The following is a 20463-nucleotide window of genomic DNA, read 5'->3' as shown; positions in this document are numbered from 1 at the left end:
CCAAAGTCGGGGTTAATTTGGTTACTTAAGCGACGGGTAAAATAAACGCCCCATCGCGCGCTGCAAAACAGAATTACAAATACCGTGAACGCGGCAACGAACAGGATCAGACACATGCTAAAAGCATTTTACAACCCGGTGCGGTCGAAGGTTAGCGCTGCACTGGTGATTGTTCTCCTTGGCGTGACCAGTGTTTCGCATATCGCGAATGCCCGCCCCGCTCCTGAGAGTTTCGCAGACTTGGCCGAAAAGCTTCTGCCGAGTGTCGTGAATATATCTACCAGCCAGATGGTCGCTGAACGCCAGGGACCGGATTTCCAGTTCCCTCCGGGTTCGCCGTTCGAAGACCTTTTCCGTGACTTCATGGATCGCAATGGCCAGGGCGGCCAAGGTGGTCAGGCCCCGCAAAAGCGCCGCGCAACGGCACTTGGTTCGGGCTTTATCATCTCGGCTGACGGTTACATTGTGACCAACAATCACGTTATTGATGGTGCCGATGAAATCAGCGTCCGTCTTCATGATGGTGAAACCCTTGATGCCGAACTGATCGGTCGCGATCCGAAAACCGACGTCGCCCTTTTGAAAGTCGAACCGAAAGATGACCTGCCATTTGTAAAATGGGGGGACTCGGATGCGTCGCGTATCGGTGACTGGGCAATGGCGATCGGGAACCCGTTCGGTCTTGGCGGTACGGTAACGGCCGGCATCATTTCCGCCCGCAACCGCGACATCAACCAGGGTCCGTATGATGACTTCATCCAGACCGATGCATCGATCAACCGCGGGAACTCTGGCGGGCCGTTGTTCAACCTTGATGGCGACGTGATCGGTATTAACAGCGCGATCTATTCCCCGTCCGGTGGTTCGGTTGGCATCGGCTTTGCCATTCCGTCGGCCATTGCACAGGGTGTTGTTGATCAGCTTAAGGAATATGGCCGCACCCGTCGTGGCTGGCTTGGTGTTCACATCCAGACCGTGACCGACGATATTGCGGACTCGGTTGGCCTTGATAGCGCAACCGGCGCAATGGTTGCCGGCGTTTCTGACGACAGCCCGGCCAAGAAAGCCGGCATCAAACAGGGTGACGTCATCCTGAAATTTGATGGCAAGGATGTCGAGTCCATGCGTCGCCTGCCGCGTATCGTTGCCGAAACCAAAATCGGCAAGGATGTCGATGTTGTGATCTGGCGCGATGGCAAGAAACAGACCGTCCAGGTCGAGCTTGGCGAACTTAAAGAAGAAGTGATTGCCGCAAGCGCAAGCCCGTCCGAAGGCGATGAAGCCCCGGCAATCGCCGAAGCCAGCATTGCCGAACTGGGCATCAAGGTCGCCAATGTCGATGACGCACTTCGTCAGCGTTACAACCTTGCCGAAGGTACCGAAGGCGTGATTGTCACTGATGTTTCGGGTGACAGCTATGCCGCCGAAAAAGGCGTTCGTCCCGGTGATATCATCATCGAGGCATCGCACAGCTCGGTCACAACCGTCGAAGACGTCACCAAGGCCGTCAAAGCCGCGGTCGATGATGACAAACGCACCATCCTGATGTTGATCGAAACATCGGCCGGCCCGCGTTACTTCGGCCTCACACTTTCGGTTGCTGAGTAAGCATCCCGAACACGATGATACGAAAAAAGGGCGACCTGCTTGGCAGGCCGCCCTTTTTCTTTGGGGTGTGTCCGATATCAGGAAACGAAATCGGCCTTGCTGTAACCTTGCAGATAAAGCAACGCCGTCAGATCACCGTGATTGATGCAAATACGTGCCTGTTCCTGCACCGACGGTTTGGCGTGGAAGGCAACACCGGTCCCAGCCAGCGAGATCATCTGAAGATCATTGGCGCCATCGCCAACCGCAATTGCATCATCAACCGTAATGCCCTGCTGGGCTGAAAGGGTTTCAAGGGCATCGACCTTGGCCTGGCGATCGAGCACCGGCTTCTTGACCTTGCCGGTCAGTTTGCCATCACTTTCGATCAGGACATTGGCCTGATCATAGTCAAAACCAAGTTCGGCCCGAACCGCACCGGTAAAGAAATCAAATCCGCCCGATACCAGTGCCGCAAACGCCCCGTTGGCCTTCATGGTTGCAACAAGGGTCTTGGCCCCGCCGGTATATTCCACGGTTTTCCATGCTTCTTGCAGCATGTCGGTCGACATGCCTTCAAGCAGGCCGACACGTTCATCAAGGGCCGCTTCGAAATCAAGTTCCCCGTTCATCGCGCGCGCGGTGATCGCGGCAACACGTTCCTTTACACCGGCAAACTCGGCCAGTTCGTCAAGGGTTTCCCCGGTGACCATGGTGCTGTCCATATCGGCAATCAGCAGTTTCTTGCGCCGGGTGGCAATTTTCTGGGTGACGGCGTCCACGCCAAGCTCCGCCTCGGCAAGGCTGGTATCGGCCACATCAAGGGGAATGCCATCAAAAATCAGATCGCATGCCTCGCCATCCGCCAGCCAGGTAACATCCCCGACCAGCGCACCGGCACCGGTCAAGGCGATTGCGGCCTGATCAATCACGTTTTTGGTCAGCGCATTTGAATTGGGGGCGGCAATCAGGGTCAGTACCAATTTCATGGTCTGCGGGCTCCTTGGCGGAAAAGGCATAAAACAGATTTGTCGCCTTTATCCGAATTGCACCCGACTGTGGCAAGAGAACTTTGATGATCGACGCCATGCTTACGTGTTTTTTGCAGCCGGTTATTGTCCCAAATCGCTATGCCTTTGGCATCGAAGTCAATAGACTGACCGGCCTTTGACACATGTTTGAATTTGGAAGTGCCTTTTATGTCGGCTGTGAATGCCAATTTGTCTTTTGCCCCGGTCCTGATCGTTGCCGGCCCGACTGCCTGCGGCAAGTCCGCGCTTGCGCTGGATATGGCCGAAGCGTTTGACGGAGTGGTGATCAATGCCGACAGCATGCAGGTCTATTCCGAACTCCGTGTCCTGAGTGCCCGCCCCGATGAAAGTGAAACGTCGCGTGCACCACACCGGCTTTATGGTGTGCTGTCGGGACGCGAAGCCTGTTCGGCCGGCAAGTGGCGCGACATGGCGATGGCCGAAATCAATGACTGCCACGCGCAGGGAAAATTGCCGATCGTAACAGGCGGAACGGGCATGTATCTGAATGCCCTGACCGAGGGAATCGCCCCCATTCCCGATGTTCCGAGCCGGATTCGCGACAGTGTGACCGCCGAACTCGAGGATATTGGCCATGCCGCCTTCTTTGAAAAGCTTAAAAAGAACGATCCGGAGACCGCGGCAACACTCGATGGCACCAATACGCAACGGATGATTCGCGCTGCCGAAGTTTTTGCCCATACCGGTCGCGGGTTGGCTTCCTGGCACAAGGAACCGATGGTTCCCCCGCCTGACAATATGAAGTTCAAAAAACTTTGTTACATGCCGCCGCGCGATATTCTTTATGACCGCTGCAATCGCCGTTTTGACCTTATGCTTGAACAGGGTGCGATCGATGAAGTCCGCGATTTGATTGCGCTTGGGCTTCCTGACACGGCGCCGGTCATGAAGGCCGTGGGCGTCCGCGAGCTTGGCGCATACCTTGCCGGCGAGATCGATTTGGCCACCGCCCGGGAAAAATCACAACGCGAAACCCGGCGTTACGCAAAGCGCCAATTGACGTGGTTTCGCCACCAGATGAGCGACAAGGAAATCATCGACGCGCAATATTCGGAAAGTTTGGCAGCAAAAATGCGTCATGATATTAACCAATTTCTGTTGACCACGCCAAAGTGAGGCGATAGGTTGGCGCTTCCCCCGCCGAAATGGCGGAAAACCGCCGTTTCGGCGGATTTTTCAACTCCAATTTGAGGATAATTGGATCATGTTTCAATCACGCGGTTATCACGCGACACGTTGTTGTCGTTAAGTAAAGAGGCTCGAAAATCATGGCAGAACGTATTTTAAGCGGTTCGGAAGTAGTGTTGCAGGCCCTTGCTGATCAGGGTGTGGAAGTCGTGTTCGGCTATCCTGGCGGCGCTGTCCTACCGCTATATGACGAGATATTTAAACAAAACCGGATTCGTCACGTTCTAGTGCGCCATGAACAGGCTGCTGTCCACGCTGCTGAGGGTTACGCCCGCTCGACCGGCAAGGTCGGCGTTGTGCTGGTGACCTCGGGACCGGGTGCGACAAATGCTGTTACGGGCCTTACCGACGCGTTGATGGATTCTATTCCAGTTGTCTGCCTGACCGGCCAGGTCCCGACCCATCTGATCGGGAATGATGCCTTCCAGGAAGCCGACACCACCGGCATTACCCGCCCGTGCACCAAGCATAACTATCTGGTGAAAAATCCGGATCGTCTGGCGCGCACCATGCACGAAGCCTTCCACGTTGCATCAAGCGGCCGCCCGGGTCCGGTTGTGATCGACCTTCCCAAGGACATCCTTGTTGGCAAGGCCCCCTATATGGAGCCGGCCCAGGTTCAGCATCGCACCTATAACCCGGTCGTCAAAGGCGAACGCAGCCAGATCGAAGAAGCGCTCGAGATGCTGGCATCGGCGAAAAAGCCGATCCTGTATTGCGGCGGCGGTGTGATCAATTCCGGCACCCAGGCTTGCAAGCTTCTGACCGAATTCACCCGCATGACCGGTGCGCCGATCACGCTGACCCTGATGGGGCTTGGCGCCTATCCGGCATCGGACAAGCAGTATCTTGGCATGGTCGGGATGCACGGCACCTATGAATCGAACATGTCGATGCATGATTGCGACGTTATGGTCGCGATTGGTGCGCGTTTCGATGACCGCGTGACCGGTAACCTTGATTTCTTTGCCCCGAATTCGCAGAAAATCCAGATCGATATTGATCAGAGCTCGATCAACAAAAACGTTCCGGTCGATATCGGGATTGTTGGTGATGTCGGTCATGTTCTTGAAGACATGATCAAGATCTGGAAAGCCAAACAGTACAAGATCGATGCGACCGCACTTGATAGCTGGTGGGATGAAATCGAAGGATGGCGTGGCAAACACTGCCTGTCCTACAAGCAGCCCAAAGACGTTATCAAGCCGCAGCACGTTATCCGTCGTGTTCATGCGCTTACCCGTGATCGCAAGACCTATATCACCACCGATGTTGGCCAGCACCAGATGTGGGCAGCCCAGCATTTCGGGTTCGAACATCCCTATGAATGGATGACGTCCGGTGGTCTTGGCACCATGGGCTATGGCATGCCGGCCGCCCTTGGCGTTCAGGTTGCCCATCCCGATGCGACGGTCGTGTGCTTTACCGGTGATGCGTCCATCATGATGAACATTCAGGAATGCGCGACGATGACGCAGTATCGTCTGCCGATCAAAACCGTGATCCTGAATAACCGTTACATGGGTATGGTTCGTCAGTGGCAGCAGCTTCTGCACGGTTCGCGCTATTCCGAAAGCTATAGCGAGACCCTGCCTGACTTCGTCAAACTGTCCGAGGCATTCGGCTTTACCGGTCTGACCTGTAACAATCCGGCCGATCTTGATGACGCCATCAAGAAGATGCTCGAGATTGATGGTCCGGTGATTCTGGATGTTGCCGTGGATGACAAGGAAAACTGCTATCCGATGATTCCATCGGGCAAGCCGCATAATGAAATGCTGCTTGGGCAGGAAACCGATGGCAACGAAGCCATTGATTCCGACGAAGGGATGGTTCTGGTCTGATCCGCACCAACCAATGTGCGAGACGAACTCATCAAACCATAATTAAAAGGCCGGCGCGGGCGGCACAAAGATGCCTCAATGTGCCTCCTGGCCGAGTACCTACGGAGCGAAACCGTGAAAGAAACCGAAATCTCGAAACACACCATATCCGTTCTGGTGGACAACGAATCTGGCGTTCTGGCCCGTGTGATCGGCCTGTTTTCCGGCCGTGGCTATAACATTGAAAGCCTGACCGTTGCCGAAGTCGACGCCGATGCCCACCAGTCGCGCATCACTGTGGTTACCTCGGGCACGCCCATGGTAATCGAACAGATCAAGGCACAGCTTTCGCGTCTTGTCCCGGTTCACAAGGTCAGTGACCTGACACTTGCCGGGCCGAGTGTCGAACGTGAACTGGCACTGGTCAAAGTGATCGCCACGGGTGAACAGCGTGTTGAATCCCTGCGTATCGCCGACATCTTCAAGGCCCGCGCAGTCGATGCGACCAATAATTCCTTCGTTTATGAAATCATCGGTAGCCCCGAAAAGATTGATGCCTTCATCAAATTGATGGCGCCACTGGGGCTTTCGGAAATTTCGCGTACCGGTGTGGCTGCGATTTCGCGCGGCACACTAACGATGTGAGTTTGCCCTGCCTGGTGATCCGCATCGGGCAAGGCATCGGGATATGTTCCCGAAATCATTATTACCATCCACCACGCACAGACATAAGCGTGGTCCAACGTCCAGAGGTATCGAAAGATGCGTGTTTATTACGACCGCGATGCAGATGTTAATCTGATCAAAACCAAAAAAGTTGCCATCATCGGTTACGGTTCGCAGGGCCATGCCCATGCACTGAACCTGCATGACTCCGGCGTTAAAGAAGTTGTTGTTGGCCTTCGTGAAGGCTCGAGCTCGCGCAAGAAAGCCGAAGCTGCCGGTCTGAAAACCATGACCCCGGCCGAAGCAGCCGCATGGGCAGACGTCGTCATGATCCTGACCCCGGACGAACACCAGGCAGCGATCTATGCAAACGAACTGCGTGACAACCTGAAACAGGGTGCCGCACTTCTGTTCGCACACGGTCTGAACGTTCACTTCGGCCTGATCGAGCCGCGCGCTGACCTTGACGTCATGATGATCGCGCCGAAAGGCCCGGGTCACACCGTGCGTTCCGAATACAAGCGTGGCGGCGGTGTTCCGTGCCTGGTTGCTATCGAACAGAACGCTTCGGGCAACGCGCTTGAAGTTGCACTGTCCTATGCATCGGCAATCGGTGGCGGTCGTTCCGGCGTTATCGAAACCACCTTCCGTGAAGAATGCGAAACCGACCTGTTCGGCGAGCAGGCAGTTCTCTGCGGCGGCCTGACCCAGCTGATCAAATACGGTTTTGAGACCCTGACCGAAGCTGGTTATGCACCGGAAATGGCATATTTCGAGTGCCTGCACGAAGTTAAGCTGATCGTTGACCTGATGTATGAAGGCGGTATGGCCAACATGCGTTACTCGATCTCGAACACCGCAGAATACGGCGACTATGTCACCGGCCCGCGCGTGATCGACGCATCGGTCAAAGAACGCATGAAAGAAGTTCTTGCTGACATTCAGGAAGGCAAATTCGTTCGTGACTTCGTTCAGGAAATGCATTGCGGCCAGCCGATGTTCAAGGCAACCCGCCGTCTGAACGCCGAACATGAAATCGAAGAAGTTGGTACCAAACTGCGCGCGATGATGCCGTGGATTGCTGCAAACCAGCTCGTCGACAAAGAAAAGAACTAAGCATCGCTTAGATCGTTCTTGCGCAAACGGCCGTCCCGATGGGACGGCCGTTTTGCTTTGTGTGCCACAACGTTTTCTGTCCGGGCCCTGTCCGGGTTCAGGCGCCGTGTTTCATCTGTCGCAACGGCAGGCGCAATTCGGTCACGGCCCAGATCACCGCACACAGAACCGAAACAGTTGATCCAAGGGCCACCACAGCAGGCCATCCCCCCATGCCATAAGCCACAGCCGAGCTTGCCGATCCACAGGCACCGCCAAAGAAGTAGCTGGCCATATAGCCTGTTGTCAGGCGGCTGCGGGCCTCGGCACTCAGACGATAAACCTCGCTCTGGTTCGAGATATGCGTGCCCTGAATACCAAGATCGAGCAACACCACCCCGATGGCAAAGGCCACCAGCGACCATTGCCCCCAATAGAGCAACACCCAGCTTGATATGGTGGTCAAAAGGAACCCGCCGGTGCTAATCCGTGCCCAGCCCTTGTCAGCCAAACGACCAGAGATGCGAGCAGCCAGAATACCGATCGCCCCGATCAGGCCATAAAGCCCGATGACGGCTTCGGACATGTCATACTGGCGTACCAGCATGAAGGCCATCGACGTCCAGAAAATCGCAAAGACGGCATATTGCAACCCGCCAATCAGGCTGCGCCGCCGCAGAACCGCCTCATCCCTGAACAGATGCAGGATCGACAGATAAAGTGCGCGATAGCTGGTATGCGAGGTCGGCGGGATATTGGGAATGATGCGATAGCACGCAACCGCATAGAACGCCATCAGGACAGATGCGACAATAAAGACCGATCGCCATCCGGCGAGTTCGGCCATCACGCCGGAAAAAGTACGCGCCAGCAAGATCCCCAGCAAAAGCCCGCTCATCACTGCCCCCACCGCCGATCCACGCTTGTCATCGGCCGCAAGGTGGGCGGCGAGCGGCACCAGAATTTGTGCCGTCACACAGGTAATGCCGACCGAAATGCTGAATGCCACCAACATCAGAAACGATGGCGCCAACCCCATGGCGAGCAATCCGAGTGCCGTAAGAGCCGACGTCACCGTCAAAAGCTTGCGCCGTTCGTGATGATCACCCAGCGGGACAACCGCAATCAAGCCAGTCAGATAGCCAAGCTGCGCAACCGTCACCAGAAGTCCGGCGCTGGTTTCACTTAACCCGTATTCGCGGGCCAGCAATTCAAGAAGCGGCTGCACGTAATAAAGGCTGGCGACAGACAGGCCACTTCCGACTGCCATAAAGGTCAGAAGTCCGCGCGTCAGGGTGGGCTTGGCATGCATTTCAGATGGGCTTTCAAAACGTGGTATTGTTTCAGGATATCCATCAAATCAGTTGCTTACAATCTGATCGCTGGCACAAGTCCGTTGCAACAGGGGCAACGATATACCTGCCCGCGCAAGGCAGCCATTCCCAATGCTTGATCAGATGGCGTGGTTTGGGCTGGATTTATCAGGCCCACCTGTTTAATTCTGGCCTTTAAAACTTTAACTTCAAGACGAGCAGATTGAATGTCTGACTATATCGATATCGCCCCCGAGGTCGCAGAAGCCCTGGCAAGCGGCAAGCCGGTTGTGGCCCTTGAATCTACCATTATCTCGCACGGGATGCCTTATCCGCAGAACCTTGAAACAGCGCAGGCTGTGGAACAGGATGTGCGTGATAACGGTGCGATCCCTGCCACCATCGCCGTGATTGGCGGACGCTGCAAGATCGGCCTGTCGCCCGAAGAACTCGAATATTTTGCCAAGGGCACCGATATTCTGAAGCTGTCGCGTCGCGATATTCCATATTGCATTGCCAAGAAACGCGATGGTGCGACCACGGTTTCAGCAACCATGATCCTGGCAGAAAAAGCCGGCATTCGTGTCTTTGCGACTGGCGGCATCGGTGGTGTTCATCGTGATCTGGCCGGCAATTTCGATGTATCGGCCGATCTGACCGAACTTGGCAAAACCAGTGTTGCGGTTGTCTGTGCTGGGGCCAAGGCGATCCTTGATATCCCCAAAACGCTTGAGCATCTTGAAACGCTTGGCGTTCCGGTTATTGCCTATGGGACCGATGAATTCCCGGCATTCTATTCGGTCGAAAGCGGCCACAAGGCACCGCTTCGTCTTGATAGCCCGGAAGATTTGGCGGCATTCCTGAAATCGAAATGGGAATTCGGTCTTGAAGGCGGTGCTGTGATTGGCAATCCGCCAGAAGCCGACAAGGCACTGGCACGCGAAGCCATCGAAGGCGCGATTGATGATGCATTGGCCGAAGCGCAGGAAAAAGGCATTCACGGACGTGATGTCACCCCGTTCCTGTTGGCACGTGTCACGCAGCTGACCGAAGGCAAAAGCCTTGAAGCCAACATTGCCCTCGTGCGCAACAATGCACGTCTGGGCGCAAAGATCGCGGTTGCCATGGCAGGCTGATCAAACAGATCGCTATCCGAACAGACGAAGGGCTGGCAAATGATTGCCAGCCCTTTTTCATTTAATCACTAAGATGTCCGAAGATATCCCTGCCCCTCGAACCCGGGTTTGATACGGGTATCGTCAATCGGCGTGCCCCAGTGGGTCGTACTGGGCAGGACACCGGCCCATACCGGCCAGTCATAATCTTCGTCATCATCGACCGGATCGCCGGCGCGAACCTTTGCCGAAACCTGTTCAAGATCAAATCCAAGGAACATCGTGGCTTTGAGTTCCTGTTTGTTTGGCTGGCGGATTTTGTCCCAGCGCCCCGGTTCAAGCTTTTCGACAAACAGGCGGGAATGTTCCATCTTGTCGGCGTCATCGGTTACAACCGCGCCCTTGCCATAAATGATGACTGACCGGTAATTGGCGGAATGATGAAACGCAGAACGCGCCATCACCAGACCATCAAGATGGGTGATGCACAGGCAGGCTTCTGCGCCATCGGCAATTGCCGCCAGAATGCGGTTTTTTGACGCACCATGGATGTAAATCCGTTCACCGACACGCCAATGCGCGGTCGGGATCATGGCCGGACGACCATTGACAACCGTGCCGACATGACAAATCAGCGCGTCATCAATAATGCCATGCACAAGTTCACGGTCATAAGATGCGCGTTTGGGTCCGCGGACAACTTTGGTGTGGGGATGGACTTCATATTGTTCGGACAAGGTCGTATCAGCCATGGCGGTCTCGTTCTTTTATTCGGGTGGCAATCAATGGTGCCATCATCCTTAGAATTGGACTTTTAAAAAGGTCCATTATAGTAAAAATGATAGATCCAATTTAACCCGCAGGACCGCCGATGCCACGCAGTGATTACAGCTGGATTTACCCAAGCCAGATCGACGGGGACAAAGAGCCCGGCGCAACCACGGCCTATCGCAGGCTTTATCACGGCATCCGGTCGGCCATTCTGGACGGGCGGCTGCATCCCGGGGAACGGCTTCCGGCAAGTCGTGATCTGGCAAAGTCACTGGGGATATCGCGCAATACGGTCGTGACCAGTTTCGATTTGCTGACATCGGAAGGATATCTTGAAACCCGTATTGGCGCTGGAAGCTTTGTTGCCCGCTCACTCCCCGATCGTGACATGCAGACCGTGTCACAAACCGGAATGGCCCCGCCGCGGGGATCGGACGCGCGCCCATTGCATCTTAGTCAAAGCGCATCACGGATGCTGGCATATCAGCGACGGTTTCCGCGTTTTCGCGTTGCCCGCCCGTTCAACCCGGCAACGCCGGATCTGGACGGTTTCCCGTTTGATATGTGGGCGCGCCTTTTGCGCCGCGCCTGGCGTGCGCCGAATATCGACCTGACCATTCCCGATGATCCGATGGGATTGCCGCAATTGCGGGCGGAAATTGCCAAATGGCTGCGCCAGTCGCGCGGGGTCAATTGCCACGCCGATCAGGTCATGGTGGTTTCCGGTGCCCAGCAGGCACTTGATCTGATTGCCCGTGCCCTGGTTGATCCGGGCGATATCATCGCAACCGAGGACCCCGGTTACGAGGGCATTCGCGGGGTTCTGGCATCTAGTGGCGCCATTGTGCATCCGGTGGCGGTCGACGATGAAGGATTATGTGTTGCACGATTATCCCAGACACCGTCCCCGTCCCGGGTGATTGTAACCACACCGTCGCGCAATTATCCGCTGGGCACGACATTGTCGCTGTCGCGGCGGCTGGCACTTTTGCAATGGGCACAAGCCCATGATGCCTGGATTGTTGAAGACGATTACGACAGCGATTACCGCTATGACGGGCCGCCACTTTCATCGCTTCAGGGGCTCGATACCGATCATCGGGTGATTTATGTCGGGACGTTTTCACGGGTCCTGTTTCCGGGTATACGGCTTGGCTATCTTGTTCTGCCACCGGCATTGGTCCCGGCTTTTCGTGGCATGCGCGGTTTTGCCGACGGTGTTCCGGCACCAACCGCACAGGCGGCCCTTGGTACATTCTTTGCCGAAGGGCATTTTGGCAGTCATGTCCGCAAAATGCGGATGCGATACGGGGAAAGACGCGCCCATCTCAAGGATCTGATTGCAAACAGCGCATCAGGATTGCTTGCGGCAATGCCATCGGATGGCGGATTGCATCTGTGCGCCCGACTGACAGGCGGCCATGACGATATATTCATTCAGGAAAAAATGGTCGAGGCCGGTTTGGATTGCCGGGCTCTTTCATCCTATTACCATGACAAATCACCCGAAAATGCAGAAACCTTGCCCAAGGGGCTGGTTCTTGGATTTGCCGGCTGGGACAAAAACCAACTTTCTGACAGTTTCGGTGAACTGATCGAAATTCTGAAACGTAATGCTTGATGTACCCCGAGCCAGAGAGAGTGGCGTGACATCCCCTCAATACGCTGTCACAGTCACGACACTCTCTCCCCTCCGGCTTTGAAATCCCCGCAGGACAAGAAACTTCAGGATTACCAATGACCCAACGCCCGATCGCCATCATGTGGTTTCGCAACGATCTGCGTCTGGCGGACAATCCTGCCTTGCGTGCGGCTGTAAAGTGGGCGTCCGAGCATAATGGTGTGGTGCTGCCGGTCTTTATTCTTGATCCGGTCATTGACGGTCAGCTTGGCGGGGCAACGCGCTGGTGGCTTGAAAAAAGTCTGTCTGCCCTTGCGCAAGGCATTGATGGCCTGGCGGCAAAGTCATCGACCAAAACCCCATCCTTGCGCCTGTTTCACGGTGACGCGCATGGGGTTCTTGAAACCATTATCGGGTCTTGTGACGTCAAGGCGGTGTTTTGGAACCGTCTGTATGACAAAACATCAACAGAACGCGATACCGACATCAAATCCGCATTGTCTGATCGCGGCCTGACATGTGAAAGCTTCAAGGCCAATCTTCTGTTCGAACCGTGGGAAGTCAAAACCGGTAGCGGCACGGATTTCAAGGTCTATAGCCCGTTCTGGCGGGCCTGCCAGAAGTTTCCGCCGCCCCGTACGCCAATTGCCGCCCCGGACACGATTGCGCTGTTTGATGCTGAACTTGGTGACGAAGTAAGCCTTTCGGCCCTTGATCTTGACCCCAAACCGTTTGACTGGGCCGGTGGCCTTGCCGAACGGTTCACCCCGGGTGAACAAGGGGCAAAAGACCAGCTGTTTGATTTTATCGATGATCGTCTGGTTGATTACGCCGATCTGCGCGACCGGCCCGACCGCCGGGTAACGTCGGAGCTTTCCCCGCATTTGCGTTTTGGCGAAATCAGCCCCTATCAGGTGTGGCATAGTGCAAGCCATTATGCCGATGCCCATCCGGGACAAGGGAAAACCGCGTCAAAATTCATGTCCGAACTGGGATGGCGCGAATTTGCCCATCACATTCTGTTTCATGCCAAAGACCTGCGATCTGTGCCATTGCAGGGGCAGTTTGCGCATTTTCCATGGTCAGAAGATCAGGACGCCCTTGAACGCTGGCAAAAAGGCCAGACCGGTTTTCCCATTGTCGATGCCGGCATGCGCGAACTTTGGCACACCGGCTATATGCATAACCGGGTCCGGATGATTGTCGGTTCGGTTTTGGTCAAGCATCTGCTGATTCATTGGCGCGCGGGGCTGGCATGGTTTGACGATACGCTTGTTGATGCCTGCCCGGCCAATAATGCCTTTTCCTGGCAATGGATTGGTGGATGCGGGGCGGATGCGGCCCCGTATTTCCGCATTTTCAATCCGGTACTTCAGGGTGAAAAGTTTGATCCGGCCGGTGAATATGTCCGCCAATGGGTGCCGGAACTGCGTGACATGCCCGAACAATATATCCACAAACCGTGGGAAGCATCACCCTTGATCCTCAAGGCCGCTGGCGTCCGTTTGGGCACCGACTACCCCGAACCGGTTATCGGCGTCAAAGAAGGCCGCGAACGCGCCCTTAGCGCCTATCAGGACATGAAGCAGGCGGCATCTTAAGCACCCGGCTTCACCCGCCCCGCAGCAACCGGGTTACCTACTTCCAGAACAGCTTTTGTTCTGTGAAGTTCTTGCAGGCTTCTTCAAGGCCAGGAAGTTCATGTTCGACGCGTGCGCCAAACCAGCCCGACACCAGTCCGACCGCAACATGCCCGTCAGTTGACAGGTCGGGCGTCAGGGCCGAAAGCCTTGCCTCTGCAACGGCGGCGTCCTGAAGCTGTCCCAGAATTTGCTGCATCGATGTCAGTCTGGAGCGGAACTTTTTGACCTTTTTGGCAGGATAGACCGACCCGAAGAACTCGGTCCCGTAGCGCATCTGTTTGACATCAAGGCGCAAGGCATGAAGTTGCGGCGTAGTGAGTTCGGCGACATTTTCGCCCCGCTTGGTGACCCGCTTATAGGCCCGATCAAGAAGCGGTGTTGCCAAATCAGTGACCGGGGATGCCATTGCCTTCATCTGTTCGGCACTGGCCCCTGATGCCCAACGCGAATAACTTGCCCAGGCCCCCAGGATCAAAAGAAGCTGACCATATTCCGGCGCATCAAGCATCACCCGGGCCGCGTCCAATGCCTTGGCACGCTGTTTTTGGGCTGCGATGCGCAATTCGGCAACGCCTTGGTGATCGGGGAAACGTTCTTCGATCAGGGGCAGGGTCTCGCCCAGGAAAACATCCCAATCGCGCAAACCATCGAGCCCCTTGCTGCATGATTTAAGCAAACGGCGCAGCAAGACGGCCTCGCCAGCCGGAAGGTTTCTTTTGAAAAGGTTCAGTGCGACCCGCAATCGACGCATTCCGATGCGCATCTGATGGCAGCCTTCAACATCAAGATCCTGACGAACACAGACCTCGTTGCTGAGAATCATCCGAAGCCCCTGCCCCAGCATGGTGCGAAATGCCGTTTCAGCCGACATGTCATCGGTCAGTTCAACCGGGGCCGCGCGGTACGCGCCGGGGCCCCGATCAAGATAAAGGTCACGCCCGCGCGATGCCTTGGAGCGCATGCTTAACAACAACGGAACCGTGCGCTGCAGTTCAAGTGCGAGATCAAAAAGTGCCGCCGGATGGCCTTTTTTAAGTTCAAACTCGACCTCGGAAATCGGAACTTCCTTTTCACCTGATCGCACGACACCCTGATCGATCGCCAGTTCCATGACGGCATCGCGATAGGTCAAATCAACGGCACTTCGTTTCAGGTCGCTTTCGAAAATACGGTCGATCTTCTTTTTTCGGGCAAACTTGTTCAGAAGTTTTTTGACGTCCTTATCGGTAAACAGATCAAGATCAAGCACACCGTCTTCGAGTTCCACCGTCCATTCATGACGCGATGGCAGTGCTTCACGCAGGCCGTTGGATGTCTTGACCGTTTGCTCCCAGCCTTTGGTGCCTTTTTTGCGTACGCGGATCGCAAGCCCCTTGTTGGCAAGGGCAAGCTTGGGCGTGTCATGGTAAATAGAGACAAGATGCGTCGTCATCAGACGCCGACCTTCCTTGACCTCGCGCAGGACCGGCGCGTTCTTAAGGCGCGCAACGTGTTTCGGATCGATCCGAAGTTTCAGTTCGATCTCGATCTGCTTCTCAGTCATGTTTGTCCCCTGGGCATCCAGTTTTCGGTGACGCGGGAGCCACCGGTTGGTTACGCGAACTCCGATAACATTTTGCTGCCGTCTGATTTCAAAGCGTACCGGAATGTAAAATTTCCGCAACAAAAGGCGTAAAGCCGTTCTTAATCAAGCACTAAACGCAGATCTGGCGGCTCGCACAGTTTCGGCTTTTCATTTGAAATCCAGACTTGGGGATTCTGTTCATTTGAGCAGTTTTGTTCCCCTTCTTTGCTGGTTTGCATCAAGGACCATGCGACGTTCCCCCAAAAAATTTGACGTCACACCGGCCCGATTCCCGACATCCGGCATTTTTTCGCATTCTCAAGCATGGAAAACCAGCAACCATCTGAAAGTACAGGACTAAAATCGCATTCCCACCCCTTTGATCAGGTCCCAGAGATATCAAACATCCCTATGCTGTTTGCGGGACATTAAAAATTGAGGGCAAAAATGCAGACCAAAAAACTTATCGGCTTTGCCGTGATTGGCACCACCCTGTTGTTGGCGGGGTGCCAGACAACCCGGAATTATTCTTTTTCGGAATGGCAGGAACAGCCGATCGGCAAATCGCGGTTCAACGTTCCGACCATTTCAAACATTCCTGTCACAAAGCTTGAACAGAACGACCGCAACAACGGTCAGGTCCAGAACGAAAAGTGGGAATTGGGCTGTGGCAACGGGATTGTGACCAGCTCTTATACGTTTGATGTCTGGTTTACCCAGCAAACCGAACAGAAACTCAAAGACGAAGAAGAATTTCGGGCCGAATTTGCCAAGAACAATATCGAAATCCTGAAAACCTATCCGGTTACGTCAAACGATAACGGTCGTGCCGTCGGCTATTACGCGGATGCCAATATCGGCAACATTTCCGAGTGCAAGGTTGCCAAATTCGGCTTTCGTGCGACCCGCGGGCAGAAGATCTATGACAATGATCATGGCGGGATCGATGCCGTGGTCAGCGTCTATTATTGCGGCCAGCCCGATCTGAACATGACCAAGCTTATTCAGGGCATCAGCCTGGTCAAGGATCGCGACGCCTATGGCGCGCAGGTTGCCGCACTTCCGAAACAGCAATGCCCTGCCCGCAAATCAGCCGCATCGCAATCCTCATCCTTTGAAGACAGCGACTGGGCGACCGTGAAAAAAGGCGATTACAAACGCACTTTCGCGATGACCTGGGGCGATGGCTTTTCCGACGGTTATCTTGATACCCAGATCAGCCTCAAGGATTATGGAGGATCAATGGAGTTTGTCGGCCGCAACAACGCCAACTGCAAAATGCAGCTGAGTGTCAGCAAATATGACAGCCCGGCCGAAGGCAGCTGGTTTACCAATTGCGACAAGGGCGATTTTGCGTCGGGCACCTTCACACTGGATCGAAAGCGCAACCTGACGGGCGCAGGAACGGATCAGGACGACAAAGCCGTTGCTTTTACCTTGTGGCTTCCGAATACCGACAGCTGACAGGATGGAGAAACAAAAAACCCGGCCATAAGGCCGGGTTTTTTTGGCTACCGAAAGTGGTGCCCAGGGGCGGACTCGAACCACCGACACGCGGATTTTCAGTCCACTGCTCTACCAACTGAGCTACCTGGGCAAATCCGACTTTCGTCTCCGTCTCCGGAGTGTTCCCTGCGGAACGAGCGGGGTTATACAAACTCCTTTGGGGCTTGTCTAGCCTCAAATCGCATTTTTTTTGCGATTAAAATTCTTCTTCATCTTCAAGGTCTTCCAGATACTCCGGCGGCTCGGTCGCGGGAATTGCATAGCTTTCATTCAACCACTTCCCAAGGTCGCGATCCGCACAGCGTCTGGAACAGAACGGCTTGTATTTGTCGTCTGCCGGCTTGCCGCAAACCACGCACTCGGAGCTGACTGTTTTCGTTGTATTTTCTTGGGTCATCCTAATTCTTTTCCAACCGGTAACTATCGTTTTCAAGGGCCGGATCGGCCAGGATTTGCGGGACCGTTCCAAACGCCCTGATCAGTATCTGGCGCGCATCGTCACTTTCAGCAAGTCTTTGCGCAATGCCACTGGCAACATACAAACACACCGTTCCCGCCAGTCCCGCGCGACTTTCCCCGACCACATTTCGCAAGACATTGTTCAATGCAGAAACAGCATTAAGCTGTGCCTGATTCCGTGTGACCAGAATCCGTGCTGCCAGCGATTCGCCGGCGCGCTGACGGCTGAATTCATAAAGACCTAGCCTGGTAAATCCGCCAATTTGCACGGCACCATCAAGTTCCGGCCCAAACGCGGCCTTGATCGCGGCATCAAATTTGTCACGCCCGGCACGGCTTTTCATCCGCAACGGATCAATCACGACAAGACCGCCAATATTGCGCAGCCTGATCTGTTGGACAATTTCGTCCGCGGCCCGCAGATTGACGTCTATTGCACGGGATTCCGGATCACGTCCGCTATCTGCGCCGGCCCCATTGACATCAATCGCACATAACGCTGTTGCCTGATCAATTGCGATCCACCCGCCCCCTGCAAGGTCGACTTTTGAAATCAGGGCATTGGCAATATCGGCCTCGATGTCCTGATCATCAAACAGTAAACGTGACCCGCCATGGCGCAACAGATGATCTTCGGCTTTGCCGCGTGCCTTTAACATGCCGCGCAATCGAACAAATTCATCGACCCCGTCGACCAGGCATTCCTGCCCCGCCATCAGATGGCGTTCGATCATCTGATCAAGTTCCGACTGCGCCTTGCAGACCAGCAACGGTTTACGCGGGTTTGCCAGGGCGGCCTCGGCCTTTTGCCACTGGGCGCTTAGCAGCCGGTATTCACCGGCAATCGCGTCTTCGTCCCAATCTGTGGCCCCGGAACGCAACATGATGCCATCGTCGTGTGACTGGATGTTTTTCAGGATCGCAAGCAGGTTGGCGCGCTGTTGCGGATCTTTGAGTTTTCTGGGCAACTCAATCAGTCGACCACCAGGACGCAAGATCATCCCGACACCTTCGATCGCGATGCGTCCAGTCAGTTTCACGCCCTTGTCTTCAAAACCAAGGCGGGCGATCTGAACCACAACCCATTGGCCTTCGTGCAACGACCCGTCATGGCGGTCAAACGGTAACAAGCCGTCTTCCAAACCATCGAGGGCAACCATTGCGGCCGCCATTTCAGGAAGAATTTTGGAAACACGTCCAAGATGGATATCAAACCGTGCCGGGCCGCCGCGATCAATCCACAGACGGCTAAGGCGGTCATTCCTGATCAGCGCGACCCTGCGTTCAAGCGCAATCGCATCAATCAGCAGGCGGTCCCGGTTTTGTCCGCCAGCCGACATGATCAGACCTCTTTTGCTTGATAGCCAAGGCCGCGCAGCAGACCATCCACCTCGCACAGTGACAGTCCGACCACATTCGAATAGGACCCGGAAATCGCCTTTACAAAGGTTGCCGCATGTCCCTGGATGGCATAGGCGCCTGCCTTGCCTTTCCATTCATCATGCGACAAATAACGATCCAGATCTTCGTGCCCGAGATTTCTGAATTTGACTTGTGTTTCGATCACACGCGACCGTTCCGTGCCATCCGGTGCAATCAGGCACATGCCACCATAAACACGATGGCGACGCCCCGAAAGCAGTGTCAGGAACTTGCGGGCTTCGGCCTGATCCTCGGCCTTGCCCAAGGCCCGGTTGCCGCATGCGACCACTGTGTCCGCCGCAAGCACAAAAGCCCCGCCATTGCCTTTTGCAACAGCACGGGCTTTTTCCTCGGCAAGGCGAAGCGCCAGCCGGCGCGGACTTTCATCGGCCGTGGGTGTTTCGTCGATATCTGCCGGGACCACCTGATCTGGCACAATTCCGATCTGCGCAAGCAGCTCAAGACGGCGCGGCGATGCAGATGCCAGTATCAGTTTCGACAAGACGTGGCTCCCGGATATCGGATCTTAAACCGTGGGATTGACGTGCTCAAAGATGCACATCCCCGTAAACAGCAACAAGTTGCCTTGGGCGCAAAGGGTAAACTGCGCGCCAGACAAGGTCAATTTGCGCTGGAACTGGTTCCAGATTACTTGAAACGGAAGGTGATACGACCTTTGGTCAGGTCATAAGGGGTCATTTCGACGCTGACACGGTCCCCTGCGAGAACACGAATACGGTTCTTGCGCATTTTACCCGAGGTGTGGGCAAGGATTTCGTGGTCATTGTCCAGCTTCACGCGAAACATCGCATTGGGCAGAAGTTCAACGACGGTGCCCTGAAACTCGATAACGTCTTCTTTAGCCATGTGACTCCTAGCTTTCGTATTGCAATATCAAAATACCGGTGGGGCGCAAACTGCTCTGAACCGGGCAAAAGGTCAAGTTCTTTCGCATGTCATGGCGGGCGTCTCAGCACTGCATCTTTGGCATGGCAGCAATATTTGATCGGACCGGTGCGGGGTTGCGCCCCTTATCCGGAGTGCTAACATGCCCACATAAATGGTGATTGATCCTTTGCCCCGGCCTTGTGCCCGCGTATTGTTCCAACAACCAATCGCCCCGTTTCAAAGGAAAATACGGATGCCCCGCCACCCGGAAATTCGTTTGGCCCAAAAGCCCGACGCCCCCGCCATCCATGCCATGCTGCTTGAAATCGCCAAAACTACCGGCTGTGAGGACAAATTCAGAAGTACGCCCGATGATTTGGTCCGTGACGGCTTTGGCGACAGCCCGGCATTCGAAGCATTGATCGCAACCGATCACCAGACACCGGTCGCGGTTTGTGTGTTTTTTCCGAGCTATTCAACCTTTCGCGGCAAAGCCGGGCTTTATATCCAGGACCTTTATGTCGCGCCGTCTCATCGCGGGGGCGGTTTCGCCCGGCATCTTGTTGCCAATGTTGCCCGCCGGGCACGTGCATCCGGCAAAAGTTATATCCGGCTGTCGGTTGATGCCGAAAATATGGTGGGCCAACGATTTTACGAAAAGCTTGGGATGCGTCACGCAAGTGATGAACGGATTTTCGTTCTTGATGGACCGGCATTCGACCATCTGGCAACAGAGGCCAGCTGATATTT

Annotated in this window: 18 protein-coding genes and 1 tRNA gene; 10 read left to right on the top strand and 9 right to left on the bottom strand. The window is 55.0% G+C overall.

What is annotated here, in order from left to right; all coding sequences use genetic code 11:
* Positions 1-114: 114 nt before the first annotated feature.
* The gene (locus tag M9H61_RS19720; protein WP_250282506.1) at positions 115-1608 is read left to right on the top strand and encodes a DegQ family serine endoprotease; all 1494 of its coding nucleotides are present in this window, start codon (positions 115-117) and stop codon (positions 1606-1608) included.
* A 77-nt stretch (positions 1609-1685) separates the two neighbouring features.
* On the opposite strand, the gene serB is transcribed toward M9H61_RS19720, so the two are convergent.
* Positions 1686-2576: a phosphoserine phosphatase SerB gene (gene serB / locus M9H61_RS19715; protein ID WP_206927039.1), complete on the bottom strand. Its 891-nt coding sequence runs from the start codon at positions 2574-2576 to the stop codon at positions 1686-1688.
* Between the two features lie 210 nt (positions 2577-2786).
* Here serB and miaA point away from each other — a divergent pair, with 210 nt between their 5' ends.
* The 4 genes from miaA to ilvC all read left to right on the top strand — a co-directional run bounded on the left by miaA (position 2787) and on the right by ilvC (position 7432).
* Entirely contained in the window at positions 2787-3755 is a 969-nt protein-coding gene (gene miaA, locus M9H61_RS19710; RefSeq protein ID WP_250282503.1) for a tRNA (adenosine(37)-N6)-dimethylallyltransferase MiaA, read from the top strand.
* A 152-nt stretch (positions 3756-3907) separates the two neighbouring features.
* On the top strand, positions 3908-5671 hold the full coding sequence (locus tag M9H61_RS19705; RefSeq protein WP_068519611.1) for an acetolactate synthase 3 large subunit: 1764 nt from the start codon (positions 3908-3910) through the stop codon (positions 5669-5671).
* Between the two features lie 114 nt (positions 5672-5785).
* The gene (gene ilvN, locus M9H61_RS19700; RefSeq protein WP_369813528.1) at positions 5786-6295 is read left to right on the top strand and encodes an acetolactate synthase small subunit; all 510 of its coding nucleotides are present in this window, start codon (positions 5786-5788) and stop codon (positions 6293-6295) included.
* A gap of 117 nt (positions 6296-6412) precedes the next feature.
* On the top strand, positions 6413-7432 hold the full coding sequence (gene ilvC / locus M9H61_RS19695; RefSeq protein ID WP_068519609.1) for a ketol-acid reductoisomerase: 1020 nt from the start codon (positions 6413-6415) through the stop codon (positions 7430-7432).
* Positions 7433-7529: 97 nt separating this feature from the next.
* Here the strand turns inward: ilvC and M9H61_RS19690 are convergent, their stop codons facing one another.
* Positions 7530-8723 (bottom strand): MFS transporter, encoded by a 1194-nt coding sequence (locus M9H61_RS19690; RefSeq protein ID WP_250282501.1) that lies wholly within the window; start codon positions 8721-8723, stop codon positions 7530-7532.
* A 228-nt stretch (positions 8724-8951) separates the two neighbouring features.
* On the opposite strand from M9H61_RS19690, the gene M9H61_RS19685 reads away from it, so the two are divergent.
* Positions 8952-9860 carry a pseudouridine-5'-phosphate glycosidase gene (locus tag M9H61_RS19685; RefSeq protein ID WP_250282499.1) on the top strand — a complete coding sequence of 303 codons (909 nt, stop codon included), beginning with the start codon at positions 8952-8954 and terminating at the stop codon, positions 9858-9860.
* Between the two features lie 68 nt (positions 9861-9928).
* Here the strand turns inward: M9H61_RS19685 and M9H61_RS19680 are convergent, their stop codons facing one another.
* Positions 9929-10591: a pyridoxamine 5'-phosphate oxidase family protein gene (locus M9H61_RS19680; RefSeq protein WP_250282497.1), complete on the bottom strand. Its 663-nt coding sequence runs from the start codon at positions 10589-10591 to the stop codon at positions 9929-9931.
* A gap of 119 nt (positions 10592-10710) precedes the next feature.
* Between M9H61_RS19680 and M9H61_RS19675 the strand changes: the two genes are divergently transcribed.
* A complete protein-coding gene (locus M9H61_RS19675) occupies positions 10711-12231 on the top strand; it encodes a PLP-dependent aminotransferase family protein (RefSeq protein WP_250282496.1) in 1521 nt (506 codons plus the stop codon).
* Positions 12232-12347: 116 nt separating this feature from the next.
* Positions 12348-13832 (top strand): deoxyribodipyrimidine photo-lyase, encoded by a 1485-nt coding sequence (locus M9H61_RS19670; RefSeq protein WP_250282494.1) that lies wholly within the window; start codon positions 12348-12350, stop codon positions 13830-13832.
* 37 nt (positions 13833-13869) lie between these two features.
* Here M9H61_RS19670 and M9H61_RS19665 read toward each other — a convergent pair whose 3' ends face one another.
* Positions 13870-15417 carry a CYTH and CHAD domain-containing protein gene (locus M9H61_RS19665; protein ID WP_250282492.1) on the bottom strand — a complete coding sequence of 516 codons (1548 nt, stop codon included), beginning with the start codon at positions 15415-15417 and terminating at the stop codon, positions 13870-13872.
* 468 nt (positions 15418-15885) lie between these two features.
* On the opposite strand from M9H61_RS19665, the gene M9H61_RS19660 reads away from it, so the two are divergent.
* Positions 15886-16902 carry a hypothetical protein gene (locus M9H61_RS19660; RefSeq protein ID WP_250282490.1) on the top strand — a complete coding sequence of 339 codons (1017 nt, stop codon included), beginning with the start codon at positions 15886-15888 and terminating at the stop codon, positions 16900-16902.
* A 57-nt stretch (positions 16903-16959) separates the two neighbouring features.
* Here M9H61_RS19660 and M9H61_RS19655 read toward each other — a convergent pair.
* The 5 genes from M9H61_RS19655 to infA form a co-directional block, all read right to left on the bottom strand.
* Positions 16960-17035, bottom strand: a tRNA-Phe gene (locus tag M9H61_RS19655).
* 105 nt (positions 17036-17140) lie between these two features.
* Complete coding sequence (locus M9H61_RS19650) at positions 17141-17341, bottom strand: DNA gyrase inhibitor YacG (protein WP_101245772.1); 201 nt, start codon at positions 17339-17341, stop codon at positions 17141-17143.
* A 1-nt stretch (position 17342) separates the two neighbouring features.
* The gene (locus tag M9H61_RS19645; RefSeq protein ID WP_250282488.1) at positions 17343-18743 is read right to left on the bottom strand and encodes a ribonuclease E/G; all 1401 of its coding nucleotides are present in this window, start codon (positions 18741-18743) and stop codon (positions 17343-17345) included.
* A gap of 2 nt (positions 18744-18745) precedes the next feature.
* On the bottom strand, positions 18746-19327 hold the full coding sequence (locus M9H61_RS19640) for a nucleoside triphosphate pyrophosphatase (RefSeq protein ID WP_250282486.1): 582 nt from the start codon (positions 19325-19327) through the stop codon (positions 18746-18748).
* Positions 19328-19473: 146 nt separating this feature from the next.
* Positions 19474-19692, bottom strand: a complete 219-nt coding sequence (gene infA / locus M9H61_RS19635) for a translation initiation factor IF-1 (protein WP_007092059.1) — start codon at positions 19690-19692, stop codon at positions 19474-19476.
* 274 nt (positions 19693-19966) lie between these two features.
* Here infA and M9H61_RS19630 point away from each other — a divergent pair, with 274 nt between their 5' ends.
* On the top strand, positions 19967-20458 hold the full coding sequence (locus M9H61_RS19630) for a GNAT family N-acetyltransferase (RefSeq protein ID WP_250282485.1): 492 nt from the start codon (positions 19967-19969) through the stop codon (positions 20456-20458).
* The last annotated feature ends 5 nt before the right edge of the window (positions 20459-20463 follow it).

This window comes from Thalassospira sp. GO-4, from assembly GCF_023588965.1.
In the GTDB taxonomy this organism is placed as follows: Bacteria; Pseudomonadota; Alphaproteobacteria; order Rhodospirillales; family Thalassospiraceae; genus Thalassospira; species Thalassospira povalilytica.
Note: the sequence above shows the minus strand (reverse complement) of the source record. Positions and strands in the feature narration are given on the sequence as shown.